The sequence below is a fragment of the Clostridiales bacterium genome (genome assembly GCA_014799665.1).
GTDB lineage: Bacteria > Bacillota > Clostridia > Christensenellales > Pumilibacteraceae > Anaerocaecibacter.
In genome coordinates, this window is the sequence record JAAVHP010000029.1 from 82,374 (window position 1) to 99,845 (window position 17,472).

Annotated in this window: 19 protein-coding genes; 5 read left to right on the forward strand and 14 right to left on the reverse strand. The window is 48.5% G+C overall.

The features are described from left to right. Position 1 precedes the first annotated feature (1 nt). From HDT28_09310 to HDT28_09330, 5 genes are all read right to left on the reverse strand, one after another. Complete coding sequence (locus HDT28_09310) at positions 2 to 370, reverse strand: hypothetical protein (protein ID MBD5132762.1); 369 nt, start codon at positions 368 to 370, stop codon at positions 2 to 4. After that, on the reverse strand, positions 363 to 803 hold the full coding sequence (gene rpiB, locus HDT28_09315) for a ribose 5-phosphate isomerase B (GenBank protein ID MBD5132763.1): 441 nt from the start codon (positions 801 to 803) through the stop codon (positions 363 to 365). Before rpiB ends, HDT28_09310 begins: the two co-directional genes overlap by 8 nt. A 158-nt stretch (positions 804 to 961) precedes the next feature. Then, on the reverse strand, positions 962 to 1,681 hold the full coding sequence (locus tag HDT28_09320) for a hypothetical protein (GenBank protein MBD5132764.1): 720 nt from the start codon (positions 1,679 to 1,681) through the stop codon (positions 962 to 964). Positions 1,682 to 1,802: 121 nt separating this feature from the next. Then, entirely contained in the window at positions 1,803 to 2,279 is a 477-nt protein-coding gene (locus tag HDT28_09325; protein MBD5132765.1) for a hypothetical protein, read from the reverse strand. 20 nt (positions 2,280 to 2,299) lie between these two features. Beyond that, the gene (locus tag HDT28_09330) at positions 2,300 to 3,286 is read right to left on the reverse strand and encodes a threonylcarbamoyl-AMP synthase (GenBank protein MBD5132766.1); all 987 of its coding nucleotides are present in this window, start codon (positions 3,284 to 3,286) and stop codon (positions 2,300 to 2,302) included. A gap of 84 nt (positions 3,287 to 3,370) precedes the next feature. On the opposite strand from HDT28_09330, the gene HDT28_09335 reads away from it, so the two are divergent. Beyond that, a complete protein-coding gene (locus HDT28_09335) occupies positions 3,371 to 4,117 on the forward strand; it encodes a hypothetical protein (protein MBD5132767.1) in 747 nt (248 codons plus the stop codon). Between the two features lie 35 nt (positions 4,118 to 4,152). Here the strand turns inward: HDT28_09335 and cls are convergent, their stop codons facing one another. The 3 genes from cls to HDT28_09350 form a co-directional block, all read right to left on the reverse strand. Then, entirely contained in the window at positions 4,153 to 5,688 is a 1,536-nt protein-coding gene (gene cls / locus HDT28_09340; GenBank protein MBD5132768.1) for a cardiolipin synthase, read from the reverse strand. A 73-nt stretch (positions 5,689 to 5,761) separates the two neighbouring features. After that, positions 5,762 to 6,286, reverse strand: a complete 525-nt coding sequence (locus tag HDT28_09345; protein MBD5132769.1) for a hypothetical protein — start codon at positions 6,284 to 6,286, stop codon at positions 5,762 to 5,764. Positions 6,287 to 6,413: 127 nt separating this feature from the next. After that, complete coding sequence (locus tag HDT28_09350; protein ID MBD5132770.1) at positions 6,414 to 8,303, reverse strand: hypothetical protein; 1,890 nt, start codon at positions 8,301 to 8,303, stop codon at positions 6,414 to 6,416. 228 nt (positions 8,304 to 8,531) lie between these two features. Here HDT28_09350 and HDT28_09355 point away from each other — a divergent pair, with 228 nt between their 5' ends. Then, positions 8,532 to 8,810, forward strand: coding sequence for a hypothetical protein (locus tag HDT28_09355; protein MBD5132771.1), 279 nt, complete (start codon positions 8,532 to 8,534; stop codon positions 8,808 to 8,810). A 77-nt stretch (positions 8,811 to 8,887) separates the two neighbouring features. Here HDT28_09355 and gap read toward each other — a convergent pair whose 3' ends face one another. The 3 genes from gap to HDT28_09370 all read right to left on the reverse strand — a co-directional run bounded on the left by gap (position 8,888) and on the right by HDT28_09370 (position 12,455). Next, positions 8,888 to 9,958, reverse strand: coding sequence for a type I glyceraldehyde-3-phosphate dehydrogenase (gene gap, locus HDT28_09360; GenBank protein MBD5132772.1), 1,071 nt, complete (start codon positions 9,956 to 9,958; stop codon positions 8,888 to 8,890). Between the two features lie 330 nt (positions 9,959 to 10,288). Beyond that, positions 10,289 to 11,287, reverse strand: coding sequence for an NADH-quinone oxidoreductase subunit K (locus HDT28_09365; protein MBD5132773.1), 999 nt, complete (start codon positions 11,285 to 11,287; stop codon positions 10,289 to 10,291). A gap of 52 nt (positions 11,288 to 11,339) precedes the next feature. Further along, positions 11,340 to 12,455 (reverse strand): aminopeptidase, encoded by a 1,116-nt coding sequence (locus HDT28_09370; protein ID MBD5132774.1) that lies wholly within the window; start codon positions 12,453 to 12,455, stop codon positions 11,340 to 11,342. A 177-nt stretch (positions 12,456 to 12,632) separates the two neighbouring features. Between HDT28_09370 and fba the strand changes: the two genes are divergently transcribed. Continuing rightward, positions 12,633 to 13,562, forward strand: coding sequence for a class II fructose-1,6-bisphosphate aldolase (gene fba, locus HDT28_09375; GenBank protein MBD5132775.1), 930 nt, complete (start codon positions 12,633 to 12,635; stop codon positions 13,560 to 13,562). 126 nt (positions 13,563 to 13,688) lie between these two features. Further along, positions 13,689 to 14,294, forward strand: a complete 606-nt coding sequence (locus tag HDT28_09380; protein MBD5132776.1) for a hypothetical protein — start codon at positions 13,689 to 13,691, stop codon at positions 14,292 to 14,294. A gap of 96 nt (positions 14,295 to 14,390) precedes the next feature. On the opposite strand, the gene HDT28_09385 is transcribed toward HDT28_09380, so the two are convergent. Next, positions 14,391 to 14,624, reverse strand: a complete 234-nt coding sequence (locus tag HDT28_09385; GenBank protein MBD5132777.1) for a helix-turn-helix transcriptional regulator — start codon at positions 14,622 to 14,624, stop codon at positions 14,391 to 14,393. A gap of 100 nt (positions 14,625 to 14,724) precedes the next feature. Here HDT28_09385 and HDT28_09390 point away from each other — a divergent pair, with 100 nt between their 5' ends. Further along, on the forward strand, positions 14,725 to 15,621 hold the full coding sequence (locus HDT28_09390) for a hypothetical protein (protein MBD5132778.1): 897 nt from the start codon (positions 14,725 to 14,727) through the stop codon (positions 15,619 to 15,621). Positions 15,622 to 15,756: 135 nt separating this feature from the next. Here HDT28_09390 and HDT28_09395 read toward each other — a convergent pair whose 3' ends face one another. Then, on the reverse strand, positions 15,757 to 16,380 hold the full coding sequence (locus HDT28_09395) for a flavodoxin family protein (protein ID MBD5132779.1): 624 nt from the start codon (positions 16,378 to 16,380) through the stop codon (positions 15,757 to 15,759). 118 nt (positions 16,381 to 16,498) lie between these two features. Then, on the reverse strand, positions 16,499 to 17,458 hold the full coding sequence (pfkA, locus tag HDT28_09400; protein ID MBD5132780.1) for a 6-phosphofructokinase: 960 nt from the start codon (positions 17,456 to 17,458) through the stop codon (positions 16,499 to 16,501). Positions 17,459 to 17,472: the final 14 nt, after the last annotated feature.

Genomic DNA, 17,472 nt, shown 5'->3' on the forward strand with positions numbered 1-17,472 from the left:
CTTACTTCTTGCTCCCGAGAGATTTGTATAGCTCGTCGATTCTTTTCGCTATATCTTTTTGCTTGGATTTAACGAGCGCGTCGCCCTTTTCGTGCGCGGCTTTAAGCGCACGGGCGCACTCGGCTTCCGCCTTGTCCGTGGCTTCCTTAAACGCTTCCTCGCGCGCCGAAGCCATAAGCTTCTTACTGCTCTCGCGCATATCGCGCTCGCGGATGCTTCCCGCCTGCTGAACGGCTTTAACGTTTTCCGCCGCAACGGCGATAATCGACTTAGCCTGTTCCTCCGCCGACATAATGTCCGACACGGCGGACAACAGCTCGGCGTCCAGCGATTCTCTATCCTTGTACTCGACCGCTTCGACCTTAGCCATTGTTCTCGTATCCTGTGATCTTATTTACGCGGTTAGCGTGCCGTCCGCCCGCAAACTCGGTCGTGGCGAACGCCTCAACGATACTAAGCGCGGTGGCGGTATCGGTATTGCTCGCGCCGAGTGCAAGAACGTTCGCGTCGTTATGCTCGCGGCAAAGCCGACCCATATCGACCGAAGTGCAAAGCGCGCACCTAACGCCTTTTACCTTGTTGGCGCAAATGCTCATGCCGACGCCCGTCTTGCAAATCACAATTCCGCGCGCGTTACTTTCCGCCGCAACCTTTTTGGCAACGGCAAACCCGTAGTCGGGATAATCGACCGACTGCTCGGAGTCGGTGCCGAGATCGGTAACGGCCTCGCCCAAGCCTTCGAGCTTTTTTATTACGGCTGCCTTTAACTCCAAGCCGCCGTGATCGCACGCGATATAAAACATAAACACCTCGATACAATTAGTATATCTACGCCCTTATTATATCATTCTTTTAGAATTTTGTCACGCGTTTTTAATTAAGTTACACGTCGTTATTCGCCGTGCGCCCTTATTCTGAGCATACATTTTAAAGATTAATTTACGTACACTCCTATAATAATTTATAAATCCTCACTGTGATATGGCGTCGATCCAACGTGTATACACGGGAAATATCTATTGTCTACTTTGGCGGCAGGGTCGTAATCGAATTCTTCCAATGATACTAAGTTAAAGAATTTATCGCCCCTTTTTACGGCAGGAATCGAGAAACCGTTTCTGGGATACAATAAGTATCTTTTATCATCACCCATGACAATATCTTTATAATGACTTCCACTACAATATTTAATTTGTCCTTCCCTGTCTACTTCATAAAAATAATGATCGTAATATGATAATTCATTTCCATACTCATCATACACTATCGACCAATATCTTCCGTCGGCAAAATTAGGCAAGTCTATTTCTTTCGAAAGCCTGTAACGGTACCTTTCTTCATCTACTCTGCTTGCTATCGAATACATACCGAAACGCCCCAACATTTGCAATAGCGGGTAAGAATTTTCAATTTGAATATAAATACAACCGTAAGGCTCAAACTCGACCAAACAAAAATTAGCAAACTTATCGTCGGCGTCGTACAGCGGATACACCGTGTATCCCGTGTATTCGCTGTCTTTTCCCATAAAACGCTTTTCCACGCGCTTGGATATTCTTTGAACGTGCTGTTCAACGGAAAAGTCCGACGCATGTTGCCCGCGAATCAATAAGCCGATTACTATCCCGATAGCAACCAATATACAAATTATGATTATAGTTTTCTTTTTTGGTTTAGTCATAGCACCACCCCACATGAAATTTTCACTACTCCATGATTTTATCTTTATATGAATATTTAGGGTATATTATATACTAAACTTTTATCTTTGTCAATTGGTTAAATCTTTTTATTCCTCTCCGCTATTCGCCGCGCTTTTCGGCGAGTTTCTCGTCCGCAAGCTCCAAAATTTTATCGAAGCCCGACTTCATTGCGGCGGCGCATTCAAGGTATGCGGGCGTGGGATACCCGTACGGATCGGGTATGCGGTGCCCTATCAAATCGACGTAAGAAATAGCGTTATCGCTGTCGCAGCGCATGGCGTGTTCATCCGTCATGCCGATAATGAGATCGCCGTCGAGCGACATTTGCACGGTGAACACCCGTGCCTTTCTCTCGGGGTTGAATTTAACACCGAGCGTGGTAAGCGCTTCCGCCGCCTGCGGCGTCATGATATCGCCCTTTCCCGCTTCGAGCCCCGCGCTCGTAACGTTAAAATCGCCGCTGCGCTTCTTTTGTTTAAGGTAGTCCTTGAACAAAAATTCAGCCATCGGCGAACGACAGGTATTGCCCGTACAAACGAATATAATGCTCAATTTGATTTTACTGTTTTCAGCCATAAACCACTTATAATTCCTAATTAGATAATGCTTCCCCCGCTGAGCTTGATAAGCCGCGCTATGAGCGACGATCCTATGCCCTCGGGGTCGACGCCTTCCGCAATGATTGTTTCGTAATGCTCGGCGTCGGCGGAGCGGAGCGACGCAAAAAGATTATGCGCGTACGCCGCGTAGTCCGCGCCGACCGTGATCACCTTTCTGTCGCCGTAAGCTTTACGGTTGCCGTCCAAGCAAAGAATAACGGACGAAACGCCCTTTTCCACAAGATAGTCGTAGCGCGAAATAATGTTGTCCGTCATGCCGTCGTAATACGCCGAGAACAGCACTTCGGCATTTGGCGTGTAAGCCGACTGTTTAACGTTCTCCCGCTTCATTGTGACGGGACCGATAACACGCTCTATGCTCTCGACGGTCACGCCGCCCACGCGCAAAATTACGGGCGGAGTGCAGCGCACGTCGACGATCGTGGACTCTATGCCTATCTCGGTCTGTCCGCCGTCGAGGATATATTTTATCTTGCCGTTAAGATCGTCCTTAACGTGTTCGGCGAGCGTGGTGCTCGGCTTGTTCGAGGTATTTGCGCTCGGCACTACTACGGGCGAACCCGTAAGCTCGATAAGCTTTTGCGCTATCGGGTTGTCTGGAATACGCACCGCAACCGATTGACTGCCCGCAGTCACGATATCGGGCACGCAATCGGCTTTGTCCATGACGAGGGTCAGCGCGCCCGGCATGAACTCGTCTATCAGCTTTTGCGCCGAAGGCGTAACGTTTTTTACCACCGTTTTAATTTGGGATTTTTTTGCTACGCCGATTATCAGCGCGCGGTCAAGCGGTCGACCCTTAACGTCGTATACCTTTTTGACCGCTTGCGGATCGGTGGCGACTGCGCCAAGCGCATACACCGTTTCGGTCGGGAACGCAACCAGCCCGCCCGCTTTAAGCTCGGACGCGCATCGCATAATATTGAGATCGTTAGGCTGTAAAATTTCGGTATGATTATCCATTGTACGATTCCTCTGTCGCAAAACAGCAAGGGCGCATACGCACTCTTTGTATAATTCTAACACAAACCGACGATAATTTCAAGCATGAAAAGCAAGTTTGCGAAATTTATCGATAACTCTCTCGGCGCATTGCTCATATTCGCCGCGGCGTTCGCCGTCATGCGGTACTACACGACATTCGACCTCGCCGTGTTTTCGGCGATCTCGATCACCGCGTGCGCGCTACTTCTATCGAGCTTTAAGAGTAAAACCGCCGTAGGCAAGCAGAAGCTGTCCGCTGCGGCAACGAATATGTTTTACGATTTTATGTTCATGAATGAGCAAGCACCCGCCAAGCTCTTGCACGCGGGGCTTATTAAGCTCGAACCGACGGCGGTACGGCGCGGCGCGGGCGTGTACCTGAACAGCACGGCGGCGTTTTGCTGTTTCTCGCCGCCGAACAAGCAAACGGTAGCGCGGTGCATAGCCAAGGCAAAGCACTACGGCGCGAAAAAGGTCATACTTTTATGCAACGCTCCGCCGCAGGACGCCGTCGACGTCGACGGCATAAAAACGGTATACGTAAGCGGCGAAAACACCTACGCCCTATTCGCCTCGCTGGGCGCGCTGCCCGAGCACAAGTTTTTACCGACGAAAAAACGCCGACGGGATATATTGGTCGGCGTGCTCGGCAAGGACAAAATCTTAAAGTATTTAATTCTATCGGCGGCAATGTTCTGTATAACGGTTTTCGTATCGCGCTCGGTAATAACCTTCGTTTGCGCGTGCGTTTGCGCCGTACTCGCAGCCGTGGCGATCGCAACAAATATTGTTAAGTTAATTAAGAATTAATAAATATAATTTAAAAATTATTAAGCGCTTCGCGCTTACATCATTGGTGCGATAAGTCGCAGAATACTTCGCCAAAGCTTAGTAATAATCGTAACATCCATAACCTCGTCGTGCTGCATTTGTCGGCTCTTATTTTGCGTGTCGATAAAGTCTTTTTTCATATCGGCGATACTATCCACGTTATACAACAGCGCGCCGTCCTCGTAATGCAGATAGAACGAGCGATAATCCATATTGCACGTTCCTATGAACGCGCGCTCGTCGTCGACGATAACCATTTTTGCATGGATGAACCCGGGCGTATACTTAAACACCTTGACGCCTGCTTTGACAAGTACGGGAACGAACGACTTGGTCGTTTGGTAAACGATCTTCTTATCGGGAATTTTAGGTATTATGATACGCACGTCCACGCCGGCGAGCGCGGCGTTTACGAGCGCGGTCTGAATTTCGTTATCGAGTATAAGATACGGCGTGGTGACGTACACGTATTTTTTTGCGGTCGATATAAGATTAATGAACGCGCTCTCTATCAAGTGATCGTCGCGCCCGGGACCCGACGACAGCGGCTGAACGTAGCCAACGGCTTGGGGGTCAGACGAAAGCGGCATGAGGTATTTATAGTAATCGAGCCGCACCTTATTGGTAATGCTCCAAAACGACAGGAACATTACGGTAAAGCTCCACACTCCGTCGCCCGTGAACCTCATGTGCGTATCCTTCCAATGCCCGAACCGCACGGTCTTATTGGCGTACTCGTCGGCGATATTATTTCCGCCCGTGTACGCGATATTCCCGTCAATGACCGTGATCTTACGGTGCGAACGGTTGTTAAGCCGCATATCGAAGGACAGCGTTATCTTATTGAACGGCAGCACCTGCACGCCGCCCGCGCGCAGCCGCTTAATGCCCTTTTTGGGCAGAGTGAACATACTGCCCACGTCGTCGTACATGAGCTTTACATCAACGCCCGCTTGCGCGCGCTCGATAAGCGCGGCTTCGATCTCGTCCCAGACCTTGCCGTGCTCGATAATAAAATATTCCATGAACACGAACTTTTGCGCCGCGCGGATATCGGCTATCATGTCGGGGAACATATCGTCGCCGAGCGGATAATACTTGGTCGCCGTGCCGCCGTAAACGGGATACGATCCCGCATTGAGCACGAGATCGGCGCACGTGGTGTCCGTGGGATTGAGCAAACCACGCCGACCAAGTAAATCGGCATTGGTCATGTTGAGAAGCACCTGCGAAACGTCTGCGGCGCGACCAAGCCTTTTACGCACTCTGCGCGGCGTATGCTGACGACCTATAAACAAATATATCAAACACCCGAACGCGGGAAAAACCAAAATCAATACGCACCAGGACAGTTTGTAGCTCGGGTTAATGTCACGCGATATTATATACAAACAAACTATACCGCCGAAGAACAACAGTACGAGCCATATCCACCAATAAAATGCCGTAGCAAAAAGTATCATAACGACTATGATAGCTATTTGCAGTAAAAACGACAATACGGTTATCGCCGCTTTTTGCGATAGAAGTTTAAGAAGCTTTCTAAACATATCTATATAAAGTATTGTATCACATTAAAAGAAAAATAACAACGTAAAAAAGCGCATAAATCGCGCTTTTTCCCTACTTCTTTCTCCGCTTAAACGGGTTATTCATTCCGTAATGCTTTTTCTCGCCGTCGTCTGTTTTCTGCTCTTGCGGGGGCTCCTCGGGCGCGTCGTCTATATCCTTGAAAATTATTTCGGGGTCGGGGTCGTCGCTGTCTACCATCTCGACGTCGCGCACCTCGACGACGGGGCCTTGCTTTTTACCCTTCTTGGTCGGCTGTTCGTGCACTTGCCTTTGCGGTCTTACGTCAAACCCGAACAGTCCGCCCAAAAGATCGCCTATCGGGTCGCCGAATAAGCTGCCGAACAGACTGCCGAACGGGTCGCCCATGCCGAAATCGGAATCGTACTCGTCGTAGCCGTACGGATGCGTTAAATACACGTTGCACGGATCAATGACCTTGGTTTCGCTCTGCTCACGCTCTTTCTCGCGCTCGGCTTGCTCCTTCTCGTCAAAGACCGTAAGCTCGCTCGCCTCGTAACCGCAACGTATACATTTATTCTTTTTACCCATGTCATAGCCGCACTGCGGGCAAATCATAACACGCCTCTTTCTTTACTCTATACTCTATTTCTTATTATACACCCTTGTAAATCGATTTGTCAACTACAAAAATGCGGTGAACGACATTGCTGTTTCGTTCACCGCATATCTTTAACGATAAAAATTACGCGTTGTAATCGTCCTTATGTTCTTCTATTACTCGAAGCTTTGCGTTAATATAATCGGAGTACGACTTATTATTGTTCCCGCCATCAAACGCAAGCGAATTATTGACCGCGTCGTTTGTAAACCTGCCGTAACGAGCCTTGTAGCTGTCTTTTAATGCATTAAACCTTTCGACCTTAATAAGATCGGACGACGCAAGAGCCAAAAGATTACTGCGATACTTCATAAGCACCGAGTCCGCACCCGCAGGCGCGCCCTTTACTATTAGCTTGGTATAGAGCGGGTTCCATTGCGTGTCGCCGCTATTCGTCGTAAGGCGCGTAAACGGTGTGACCTGCGTCATTGCGTCGTATTCATTCCACTGCGTAGAACCCAAACACCGGTCGTAGTCGTAAGGTATTATAACTGCTTTACCGTCAAACTTGCGGAAATAAATATAGTAGTTGTTGTAATGATTGCGTATGCAGTCGGGATTGCCAAGCATATAGTTGACAGCCTCGAACTTGGCGAAATAATCTGTATCCAAGACCGCAGAAAAATCTACGTTATCACTGTTTATCGCTTGTATAAAATTACGCATGGATGACAAATCGCGCAAGCCTGTTGTTTTATCTTTCTTCTTATTGGTCTTTTTGTCGTAGGTATAGAACTCGAAATTCAGCTCATCCTCAACGCCGATAAAATAATCCAGGTTGCCCCAATCCTTCAAATCGGCGGAACCCTTCGCGCCCCAAGTGCACTTCCACAAATCGCCTACTCCAGTATCTTTAAAGTTATGTTCAATAAACGCTTCGTCGATAGGCTCGTGAATTCTGTACACGCCGAGGTTACGCATATTAGTATCCTTCTCCAACGCCGAAAGTCCGCACAGCGTGACGTGCGGCGCGACTATGCCGTTATCGCGGAACAACTTCATTGCGTAAAGCTCGCGGATATAAGTATCGTCGAGAGTCGAATTATACTTGATATCTATCTTTTCCATGCCGCCGAGCGTACGCGCTTTACGCGCCGTTTTCGCCGCCTTGTCTGCCGCCCAACGGTCGCTGAAGGGCTTAACTTCGTCTGCGGTATACCCGTCCTCTACATCATCAAACGTTTGCTTGAACGACAGCTTCAAATGCACGTTGTCGAAAAATCCGTTGTCGCCGTAGAACCTGTGACGCGAGGTATTGCCCTTCAAGCGCACGCCGACTTCTTCGTAATAATAATACAGCATACCATCGCCGTCATCGATGCCTATCGTAACAGAATCGGCTACGCGGTAAATCGGTGATTTTCCACGCCCTTCCATGCCCAATTGCTGCGCTCTTTCACTGAAAACAATGTAATCGTTATCGAGCTTCTTCCATTCGGCATCCGACATATTCATTTGTATAGAAACGGTCGAGCCATCGTCGAAAAGCGCCTCGTACACGACGGCGTCGCCGCCCGAGCGATACTTGGCGGTGAACGTTTGAGACTGCGTGTATTTCGCGTTTGGATCGAACTCGACCGCGCCGCTGTACCAGCCCAAGAAAGCATGACCGTCCGCGCGAGGATCCGCCGTATTTAACGAAACCTTGCCGTTATCGTCGGTATTGAGAGAAACACTCGTTTTACCGTCCGCAAACGCACCTATACCCGCGGAAAAAGTAATCGTCGGGCCGTTACCGTTGCCGGGATTGCCCGAATCGCCGGGATTGCCCGAATCGCCGGGATTGCCCGAATCGCCGGGATTGCCCGAATCGCCGGGATTGCCCGAATCGCCGGGATTACCCGGGCCGTCGGAATTGCCGGGGGTGCCCGCATTTGGATCGGCGGGATCGCCGGAGTTGTCGCCGTTCGGAGCGCACGCGGCAAGCGAAACGCACGCCATCATCATTCCCAAAAATAAAGCTAGTTTTTTCATGAGTATAGTTTAACACTAAATTAAACGTAAATCAAGGGTTTACGCAAAAATTTTTTTGACACGACGGCTTTACTCTACTTAACGCCGACTTTACATTGCTTAACGTGCTCGACAAACTCGCACTGATATGATATAATATACCAAACCACAAATTTGATAAAACCGATATTTATCGGTCTGCCGTAAAGAAATCGAAAAATCAATCTGTGATTGTGGTATACTGTAATCATGAACAAGATCGTGCCGATAATTACTATATGCTTAGCCGTGGGCTTTGCCGCTATATCTGTTTGCGGGCTCGCGCTCATATCCGCGGCGGTGACGGCAAGCGAGGTCAAGCTCGTTGCCGTGCCCACGCTTATAATCGGGCTTACGCTCGCGTTTATACACACACCTATATCGTTCTTTTTCAAAAAGGACAGGCTGTGCTTTATTTCGTTTTTTATCGATCTTGCCGCTCTATCCGTTTCGCTGGTCTCGCTTACGATTTGGCTCGCGGCGGCGTAAAGGAAATCACACAGCAAAAAACTCTCCGCACGGTGCAGAGAGTTTTTTTGTTTTGCGTTAATTATATTGCCTTGCGATTAAAGCTCGGCGAAGTATTTGATCGTACGAACCATTTGGCTGGTGTACGAGTTCTCGTTGTCGTACCACGAAACGACCTGGACCTGGTAAAGGTCGTCGCCGATCTTGCTGACCATGGTCTGGGTAGCGTCGAACAAGCTGCCGTAGCGCATACCGATAACGTCGGACGAAACGATGGGATCTTCGTTGTAGCCGTAGGACTCGGATGCGGCTTTCTTCATGGCGGCGTTGATGCCTTCCTTGGTTACGTCCTTGCCCTTAACGACGGCGGTAAGAATGGTCGTCGAGCCGGTGGGAACGGGAACGCGCTGTGCCGAGCCGATGAGCTTGCCGTTAAGCTCGGGGATAACCAAGCCGATAGCCTTAGCCGCGCCGGTCGAGTTGGGAACGATGTTCGCCGCGCCCGCGCGTGCTCTACGCATATCGCCCTTGCGGTGAGGACCGTCAAGGATCATTTGGTCGCCGGTGTAGGCGTGGATGGTGCTCATGATACCCGATTGGATGGGCGCGTAGTCGTTGAGCGCCTTAGCCATGGGAGCGAGGCAGTTGGTCGTGCAGCTTGCAGCCGAGATGACCTGGTCTTTCTTGTCGAGCGTTTTCTCGTTTACGCCGTAAACGACGGTTTTGAGGTCGTTGCCCGCGGGAGCGGAGATAACGACTTTCTTAGCACCGGCGTTGACGTGCGCCATCGATTTCTCTTTCGAGCAGTAGAAGCCCGTGCATTCGAGCACGACGTCTACGCCGAGCTTGCCCCAAGGAAGATCCTGAGCTTTGGGCATTGCATATATGGTGATTTCTTTGCCGTCTACGGTAATCGAACCGGGGACCTTAATGGTCTTGCCGTCCTCTTCGTATACGGGTTCTTTGGACGAAACGGTGTGCGCACCCTCGCCTATTCTGCCGCAGTAGCCACCCTGAGCGGTGTCGTACTTGAGCAGGTTGGCGAGCATTGCGGGGCTGGTCAAGTCGTTGATAGCGACGATCTCATAGCCCTTAGCGCCGAACATTTGACGGAATGCAAGACGACCGATGCGTCCGAAACCATTGATTGCAACTTTTACGTTTGCCATAAAAACAACCTCCAAGTGTTTTATGTTTTATTTTTAATAGTTTATCACCTTAAAGATAATTAGTCAAGTCTTTTTAGTGTCGTGTGTTTGCGGAAGTGATTTATTCTTCTTTACACCCGAGTAATTTCATGACGTTATAAATATCTTTAACGCCACTTACTTCTTTTGAAAAAGAAGTAAGCAAGAAAACTTTTAGTGTCGTGTATTTACTAAGGCGATTGTTGTTTGTTACACCCGAGTAATATATTTGCGTTATAAATATCTTTAACGCCACCCTATTTGTAATAAACAATAAATTGTAATAAATAATAAACGGGAAAACCTTTGACCTTATTCTTCGCTCTTGGGCTTGCTCGCCGTAGTCTTGGCTTTGCTTGCAGTAGACGAGGTTTTGGGCTTACTCGCAGCCGTCGAAGTCTTGGGCTTGCTCGAAGTAGAAGTCGACTTCGGTTTCGAAGCGGTGGTCGAGGTCGATTTCGCCTTGCTTGCAGTCGAAGTAGACTTCGGCTTGCTTGACGAAGCGGTCTTGGGTTTTGCCGCGGTTTTAGGCTTTGCGGCCGCGGGTTTTTCTTCCGTCTTTTCTTCCTTTTGTTCTTCGACTTCTTCCGCCTTTTCCTCGGCGACTGCAGCGGTTTCTTCGGCGGGCTGTGCGGGTTTTTCTTCGACCGCAGGCTCCTCCGCTTTAACTTCCTCGGCTACCTCGGTTTTTTCCTCCGCAGGTTCTTCTACGGGCGTGACGGTAGGCTCTGCGTCCTCCGTTTTTTCTTCTGTGATCTTAACGGGTTCTTCTGCCTTTTCTTCTGCGGGCGCGTTTTCGGTCGCTTGCTTTTCGGCTTCGATAAGCTCGTTGATATCGCGCTTGCCCTGTTTGGCGTTCAAGTGCTCGACAAGCGCGGACAAAGTTTGACCGGAAGTGATCGCATCCTTAACGATAAGAACGGTATCCTTGCCGACGGTAACAACGACGCCTACGTTTTGCGTTTTTACTTTGGTGACCATTGCGAAAGGTATTTCCTTTTCGCCGACGGTGATTTTATTGTCGTCGATCTTAACTTCGAGCTCTTCGTCGTTCGGTTCGACTACGCTCGATACGAAATTCTTAGGCGCGATAGCGAGCATGATCGAGCACGCCAAAAGAATTGCGCCGAGCGCGATAAGAATTATGCCGAGAACGAGCATAAGCATTTGCGGGCGAAGTATTACGGCTACCACGCCGATAGCAATGCCGATTATCGCAGTCGCAAGATAAAGCGCAAAGTAGAACAGCATTATCTTTTTGTTGACCGCTTTCATATCGGCTTCGGTGATCTTGTATTTGAGTTCGAACATTTTTATTTTATTCTCCTATTGAGTTTTTTACCGAATTAATCGTGCGGAATCGCTATTTTAAATTCTCGGGGTTAAGACATTTAAGCTCGGGCAAAACGAACTTACCGTTGTCGCGGATAAGCACGCCGTCGAAGTAAATCTTGCCGCCGCCGACCTCGGGGGTTTGGCGAAGCACGAGATCCCAGTGCACTGCGGAAATATTGCCGTTATACGCGTCGTCGTAGCAGCAGCCGGGCGTGAAGTGGATAGAGCCGGCTATCTTCTCGTCGAACAGGATATCGCCTATCGCTTCGGTGATATACGGGTTTACGCCGATAGCGAACTCGCCCACGTACCGCGCGCCCTCGTCCATATCGAATATGGCGTCCGACTTTTCCTTATTGGAGCTCTGCGCGTCGATTATCTTGCCGTCCTTAAAAGTAAGCTTGACCCAGTCGAACTTGGACCCGTTGTAGACGGTCGGCGTATTGTAAGTGATAACGCCGTTTATCGAGTTCTTGACTGGCGCAGTATACACCTCGCCGTCGGGGATATTCATATTACCCGCGCACTTAACGGCGGGGATATCTTTAATAGAGAAAGTGATATCGGTGTCCTTTGCGACCAAACGCACCTTGTCCGTTTTGTTCATCAACGCTTGGAGCGCGTTCATAGCCTTATCCATTTTGGCGTAGTCGAGGTTGCAAACGTTGAAATAATGGTCCTCGAACTGCTCGGTGGACATACCCGCAAGCTGAGCCATGGACGGCGACGGATAGCGCAAAATCACCCAGCGCGTCTTTTTAACGCGGATCTCGTGGTGAACGGGGTGCATATAGATACTCATGTATTTATCCATGCGGGCTGCGGGAACGCCCGAGTTTTCGTAAGCGTTGTCGCCGCCGCGCAAGCCGATATAGCAGTCCATGCTGCTCATTACCTCAGCATCGAGCTTAGCCCAAAGTTTAAGCTGCTCGTCGGTCGCGCCCTTTAACAGCTCGGCGCGCACTCTGGTATCTATATTGGTGACAAACGCCTGCGCGCCCGCCGCGTATATCGCCTTGATGATCTCATTGACAAGCGGGTACGGAACGTCGAAAGCCTCGACCAAAACCTTATCGCCCTTCTTGGCGGCGATAGAGTAGTTTACGAGATTGTGCGCTAGCGTTACCATTCTTTGGTCTTTCACTATTTCACCTCTGCTTTTTTACAGTATAATTCTTTTTATAAAAAAAGTCAATAAAACAGTAGTCAAATCTTGATAATTGTGTTATAATGTTTACGAAACGGACTTGTTTCAGGCGCGCGGGACCGATTGATTATCGGGCGCGTAGCCTAAAATGTTTTTTGGAGGTAATAAAACATTATGCCGTTAGTAACAACCAAGGACATGTTTGCCAAAGCCTATGAAGGCGGCTACGCCATCGGTGCGTTCAACGTCAACAACATGGAGACCATTCAGGGTATCGTTGAAGCGGGCAAGCTCGAAAAAGCTCCCCTCATTCTTCAAGTATCGTCGAGCGCGCGCAAGTACGCCAACCCTAAGTACCTTACCAAAATGGTCCAAGCCGCCGTCGAGGATTCGGGACTGCCTATCTGCTTGCATCTCGATCACGGCGATTCGTATGACCTTTGCGTTTCGGCTATTAAGGACGGCTTCACGTCGGTCATGATTGACGCGTCGTCTCACCCGCTCGCCGAAAATATCAAGATCACTTCCCAAGTAGTTAAATACGCACACGACCACGGCGTAGTGGTCGAAGCCGAGCTCGGCAGACTCGCGGGCGTAGAGGATAACGTTAAAGTATCCGAGTCCGACGCGCTCTACACCGATCCCGAGGAAGCGGCGGAATTCGTTGCTAAGACGGGCGTCGACTCGCTCGCTATCGCTATCGGCACGAGCCACGGTGCGTTCAAGTTCAAGGGCGAAGCCAAACTGCGTTTCGACATTCTCGAAAAGGTCGCAGAACTTCTTCCTAAATTCCCTATCGTTCTTCACGGCGCAAGCTCGGTCCTTCCCGACTACGTAAAGATGGTAAACGACTTCGGCGGCACGATGCCCGGCGCTAAGGGCATTCCCGAAGACATGCTCCGCAAAGCGTCGTCGCTCGCGGTCTGCAAGATCAACGTCGACAGCGACCTTCGCCTTGCTTTCACCGCCGCAGTTCGCAAGCACTTTGCCGAGAACCCCGCGCACTTCGATCCCCGCCAGTACCTCGGCGACGGCAGAACGCTTGTCACCGAATGCGTACGCCATAAGTTAGTGAATGTTTTGGGATGTGCGGGAAAAGCATAGTTTTCGCGTATTCGTAAGATTAAGAAAGCCTCGCAATTTTGCGGGGCTTTTGTTTTGTCTAATTATTGACACGCGCGTGTTTTAATGCTATACTGATTTTATCAATTCACCTATCGAGATATAACTATGATAACCGAAAATAAAACGATCAAAGTCAGCTCCAAATATACGCTCGAAGCAAAGAAGGAAATCTCTGCTCCGTCGAAAAAAACGTGCAACAAGCTTATATTAGGCTCGCTCGGGGCGGCGGTTGGATTCGTGCTGTTGATATTCGTTTTCTACTATTTCGAAAAAACCGACTTAGCGGGACTGATGTTCGGGTTCTTCGTGTTCTCGTTACTGGTTTTGCTTTTCGGCGCAGGGCTTAAATACTCGATCAAAAAAGACCTGCAAAAACCGATACCGCCCACCGTTTTCGAATACGAGTTTTTCGACGGCGGCATAGCTGCAAAGGAAGAAGTCAACGGCGAAGTTGTGCACGCGTCCAAATACTACAACAAAAATATAGGTAAAACGTTAGAGGGCAAGCGTTATCTGTTTCTTTACGTAGACTCGTCGCACGCGCTCGTTATAGACAAGAACGAGCTCTCGCCCGCCGAACTCTCGACCTTAAAATGGATATACTTCAAACAGTATTCGAGCGAACGCTTAGAGCTCGCCGAGTTCGAACCGGGCACTCCCGATTTTGTGAAAGCGACCGAAACACCGAAAGAAGAACTACCACTAGACTAAAATAATCACAAAACAAAACCCTCGCAAAAAATAATATTTCCTATAAAGAATGAAAAATATCCCTGCAGTTCGCGGGGATATTTGTTAAATTTTTAATTATTCATTTATTCCAAGTATGTCGTCTGCCGACACATCAAGTAAAATACAAAGTTTTGCAAGCGTATCGAGCGCAGGAAAAATGTCGTGATTCATATATTTTGAAACGGTTTGCGCGGACACGCCTATTTTAGAAGCAATGGTTTTTTGCGGTATGTCACTTTGCTCAATTGCTTCACGTAATCGACGTTGAATCAAATGTAATTCAATATTATTGATATTAGACTTCCTCATAAAAAAATTATCGCATATTATGTGTTATTTTACTTGACAATCGCATTTTATGCGATATATACTATTCTATACATTATTGGTATTAAAAAGGAGAATCCAAATGAAAAAAATGGCTTTAATTAAAAAAGCATTGATAGCGGCAATGTTGCTCGTTATTCTGGTATCGTCGTGTTTTATGTTCACGGCTTGCTCAAGCTCCAACGAATATGACGGCAAAAAATTTCTTTTAGAAGATGTTTTGGTTACTTACGATGAAACGGTTTCGCAAGAAGCGAAGGTGGTGCAAGAGGCACAGATAGAGATTATAAAAAGTAAGATCGGGGGTGAGAAAACGCCTTTTTGCAGTTTTTATGAAAAGCCTCATATTATTTTGACAAATTATGATGGTTTATATAGGTTTGCAAAATATGAAGTTGCTAACGGAAAAATCACAATGCCTCAGCTGACCACTAGCACTACCGATAAACTATCATACCATATAGATTTTTACCATCCCCTATCGATTACAAATTATTCGGAGAAAGGAAATACCGCGTCACTTGAAAACGTCGATTTTGCAATCGAGGACGGCAAGCTTGTGCTAACCGAAAGTCATGACGGAATTACTGTAAAATATGTTTTTGCCGAGAGTGGAAACGTAGATGAATCTTCAAATATCGTTGTGGATAATAAATACTCTCTTTGGGCTGTTTCGTATTATAATTTTGACGATGAAAGCTCACTTGATAAAGAACTGTCCACTGCGCACCGCATGTATATATCTTCTTTTGCGTCCGGTATAAAATTTACTGCATCTGACAAATGCAAAATTGGTGACACAGAGTATAATATCACAGCAAGTAAAAATCGAATAGATGCCAAAACAGGTTTTATTAGAATCGGCACGGAAATGTTTCTTCCTCAAATTGATATGTACGGTGACATACTCATTCTGAAAATGGGCGGTTCCACAGCCGGAGCCAAGGGATCGTTCGATTTATATTATATATTGAGTTAACGTAACTTTCTAAACGCTATTTAACAGAGTACAAATGACGGATTGCAAAAAGTTCCCGAACATTTTAAAATGCCCCCCAAAAGTTAGACAAACTTTTGGGGGGCATTTTAGACTTTTACTAACGGGTTTTTGTGTTTATCTTATAAAATTTGTTTTATCGGCTTTCTCGGCGACGGGCGGGGTTATCCCCTCTTTTTTACCCGCTTCTATACACTTCAATATCCACGCCAAGTTCTTGCCGAGGTTGCGCATAGTTTGCACGCCCTCTTTATCCTGTAACACCTCGTCGGGCGTATTGCCGTGTACCATATTCCAATACGTGGAAGATATTACGGGCATTTGGCGAATACTCAAATGCTTACTTATTGCGTCGAGCGAAGCGGTGGTTCCCGCGCGGCGCGCCGACACGATCACTGCGCCAGGCTTTTGCTCGAAGCTTTTTCCGCCGGCATAGAACATTCTGTCCATCACCGACAAGAGCCTGCCGTCGGGGTGCGCGAAGTATACGGGCGAGCCGAAAACGAACCCGTCGGCTGCTGCCGATTTTTCGATCCACTCATTGACAAAGTCGTCGTTAAACACACACTTGCCCTTGCCTACGCAACCGTTACAGCCGATGCAATCTCGAACGGGCTTATTGCCTATTTGCAAGATCTCGGTTTCCACGCCTTCCGCGTTCAAAACCTCGGCTATTATATTCAGAGCCGTAAAAGTACAGCCCTTCTCTCGGCAGCTACCGTTAAACAATAAAACTTTCATAACAATCAAAAATCAAGGTTTATTTATGTTAGAGTGGCGTAAATAATTTTACAATGCAATGATATTAATCGGGCGCAAATACTAATTAATCACTTACGCAAACACACGACACTAAAAGTTATTTGCCTACTATAAGAGCTGTTTCGTAAAGCTCGTTATCGAACTCTTTCTTCATAGCGCAGCCCTCGACGATATCCATATCGTAGAACTTATGGTTCTTGATACCGACGATTCGATTGCCAATACCCTGCTTTAACAGCTTGACTGCGTGAACGCCGAAGCACGTACCGAGGTATCTGTCACGGCACGACGGACTGCCGCCGCGCTGAACGTGCCCGAGCCGTGTGGACTTAACGACAAGCTCGGTGCGCGAGGTAAGCTCGGCTTTAAGCTCGTCGGCGTGACCAGCGCCCTCGGCAAGAACGATAATGCCGCTCGTTTTGCCGTGCTCCATACCGCCGCCGAGCGTTTTAACTATCTCGTCGACCGACATTTTCCGTTCGGGCACGACTATAACTTCCGCACCGCCGCAAAGCCCTGTATACAGCGCAAGATCGCCGCAGTTTCTGCCCATGACCTCGATTATCGAAACGCGCTCGTGCGAGCTCATGGTATCGCGAATCTTATTGATAGCGTCGAGTATGGTGTTGCACGCCGTATCGAACCCGAGCGTATAATCGGTGTACGCAAGGTCGTTGTCTATCGTGCCGGGAATACCTATCGACGGAAACCCGTGCTCGGTCATCGCCTTTGCGCCCATGAACGACCCGTCGCCGCCTATGACGATAAGTCCTTCCACGCCGCGCTTGCGCAGGTTCTTGACCGCTTTCTGCTGACCCTCTTCTGTCTTGAATTCGGGGCAGCGCGCCGTTTTGAGAATAGTCCCGCCGCGGTGAATTATGTCCGAAACGCTACGCATATTCATGGGCACGAACAAATCGTCGATAAGCCCTTGAAGTCCGCGCTCAACGCCCATGACTTCCATATCCATGCCGAGTCCGTATCTGACGACTGCGCGGATAGCCGCGTTCATACCCGGGGCGTCACCGCCGCTCGTCAATACCGCTATTTTCTTCATAATAAACAACCTCT

Excerpts from the sequence above, each read along its gene's own strand:
- HDT28_09345 (MBD5132769.1), bottom strand. The coding sequence starts at position 6,286 with ATGATTTGCCCGCAGTGCGGCTATGACATGGGTAAAAAGAATAAATGT.
- HDT28_09325 (MBD5132765.1), bottom strand. The coding sequence starts at position 2,279 with ATGGCTGAAAACAGTAAAATCAAATTGAGCATTATATTCGTTTGTACG.
- HDT28_09365 (MBD5132773.1), bottom strand. The coding sequence starts at position 11,287 with ATGTTCGAACTCAAATACAAGATCACCGAAGCCGATATGAAAGCGGTC.
- pfkA (MBD5132780.1), bottom strand. The coding sequence starts at position 17,458 with ATGAAGAAAATAGCGGTATTGACGAGCGGCGGTGACGCCCCGGGTATG.
- gap (MBD5132772.1), bottom strand. The coding sequence starts at position 9,958 with ATGGCAAACGTAAAAGTTGCAATCAATGGTTTCGGACGCATCGGTCGT.
- HDT28_09385 (MBD5132777.1), bottom strand. The coding sequence starts at position 14,624 with ATGAGGAAGTCTAATATCAATAATATTGAATTACATTTGATTCAACGT.
- HDT28_09380 (MBD5132776.1), top strand. The coding sequence starts at position 13,689 with ATGATAACCGAAAATAAAACGATCAAAGTCAGCTCCAAATATACGCTC.
- HDT28_09350 (MBD5132770.1), bottom strand. The coding sequence starts at position 8,303 with ATGAAAAAACTAGCTTTATTTTTGGGAATGATGATGGCGTGCGTTTCG.
- rpiB (MBD5132763.1), bottom strand. The coding sequence starts at position 803 with ATGTTTTATATCGCGTGCGATCACGGCGGCTTGGAGTTAAAGGCAGCC.
- HDT28_09310 (MBD5132762.1), bottom strand. The coding sequence starts at position 370 with ATGGCTAAGGTCGAAGCGGTCGAGTACAAGGATAGAGAATCGCTGGAC.
- HDT28_09355 (MBD5132771.1), top strand. The coding sequence starts at position 8,532 with ATGAACAAGATCGTGCCGATAATTACTATATGCTTAGCCGTGGGCTTT.
- HDT28_09320 (MBD5132764.1), bottom strand. The coding sequence starts at position 1,681 with ATGACTAAACCAAAAAAGAAAACTATAATCATAATTTGTATATTGGTT.
- HDT28_09335 (MBD5132767.1), top strand. The coding sequence starts at position 3,371 with ATGAAAAGCAAGTTTGCGAAATTTATCGATAACTCTCTCGGCGCATTG.
- HDT28_09395 (MBD5132779.1), bottom strand. The coding sequence starts at position 16,380 with ATGAAAGTTTTATTGTTTAACGGTAGCTGCCGAGAGAAGGGCTGTACT.
- HDT28_09330 (MBD5132766.1), bottom strand. The coding sequence starts at position 3,286 with ATGGATAATCATACCGAAATTTTACAGCCTAACGATCTCAATATTATG.
- HDT28_09390 (MBD5132778.1), top strand. The coding sequence starts at position 14,725 with ATGAAAAAAATGGCTTTAATTAAAAAAGCATTGATAGCGGCAATGTTG.
- fba (MBD5132775.1), top strand. The coding sequence starts at position 12,633 with ATGCCGTTAGTAACAACCAAGGACATGTTTGCCAAAGCCTATGAAGGC.
- cls (MBD5132768.1), bottom strand. The coding sequence starts at position 5,688 with ATGTTTAGAAAGCTTCTTAAACTTCTATCGCAAAAAGCGGCGATAACC.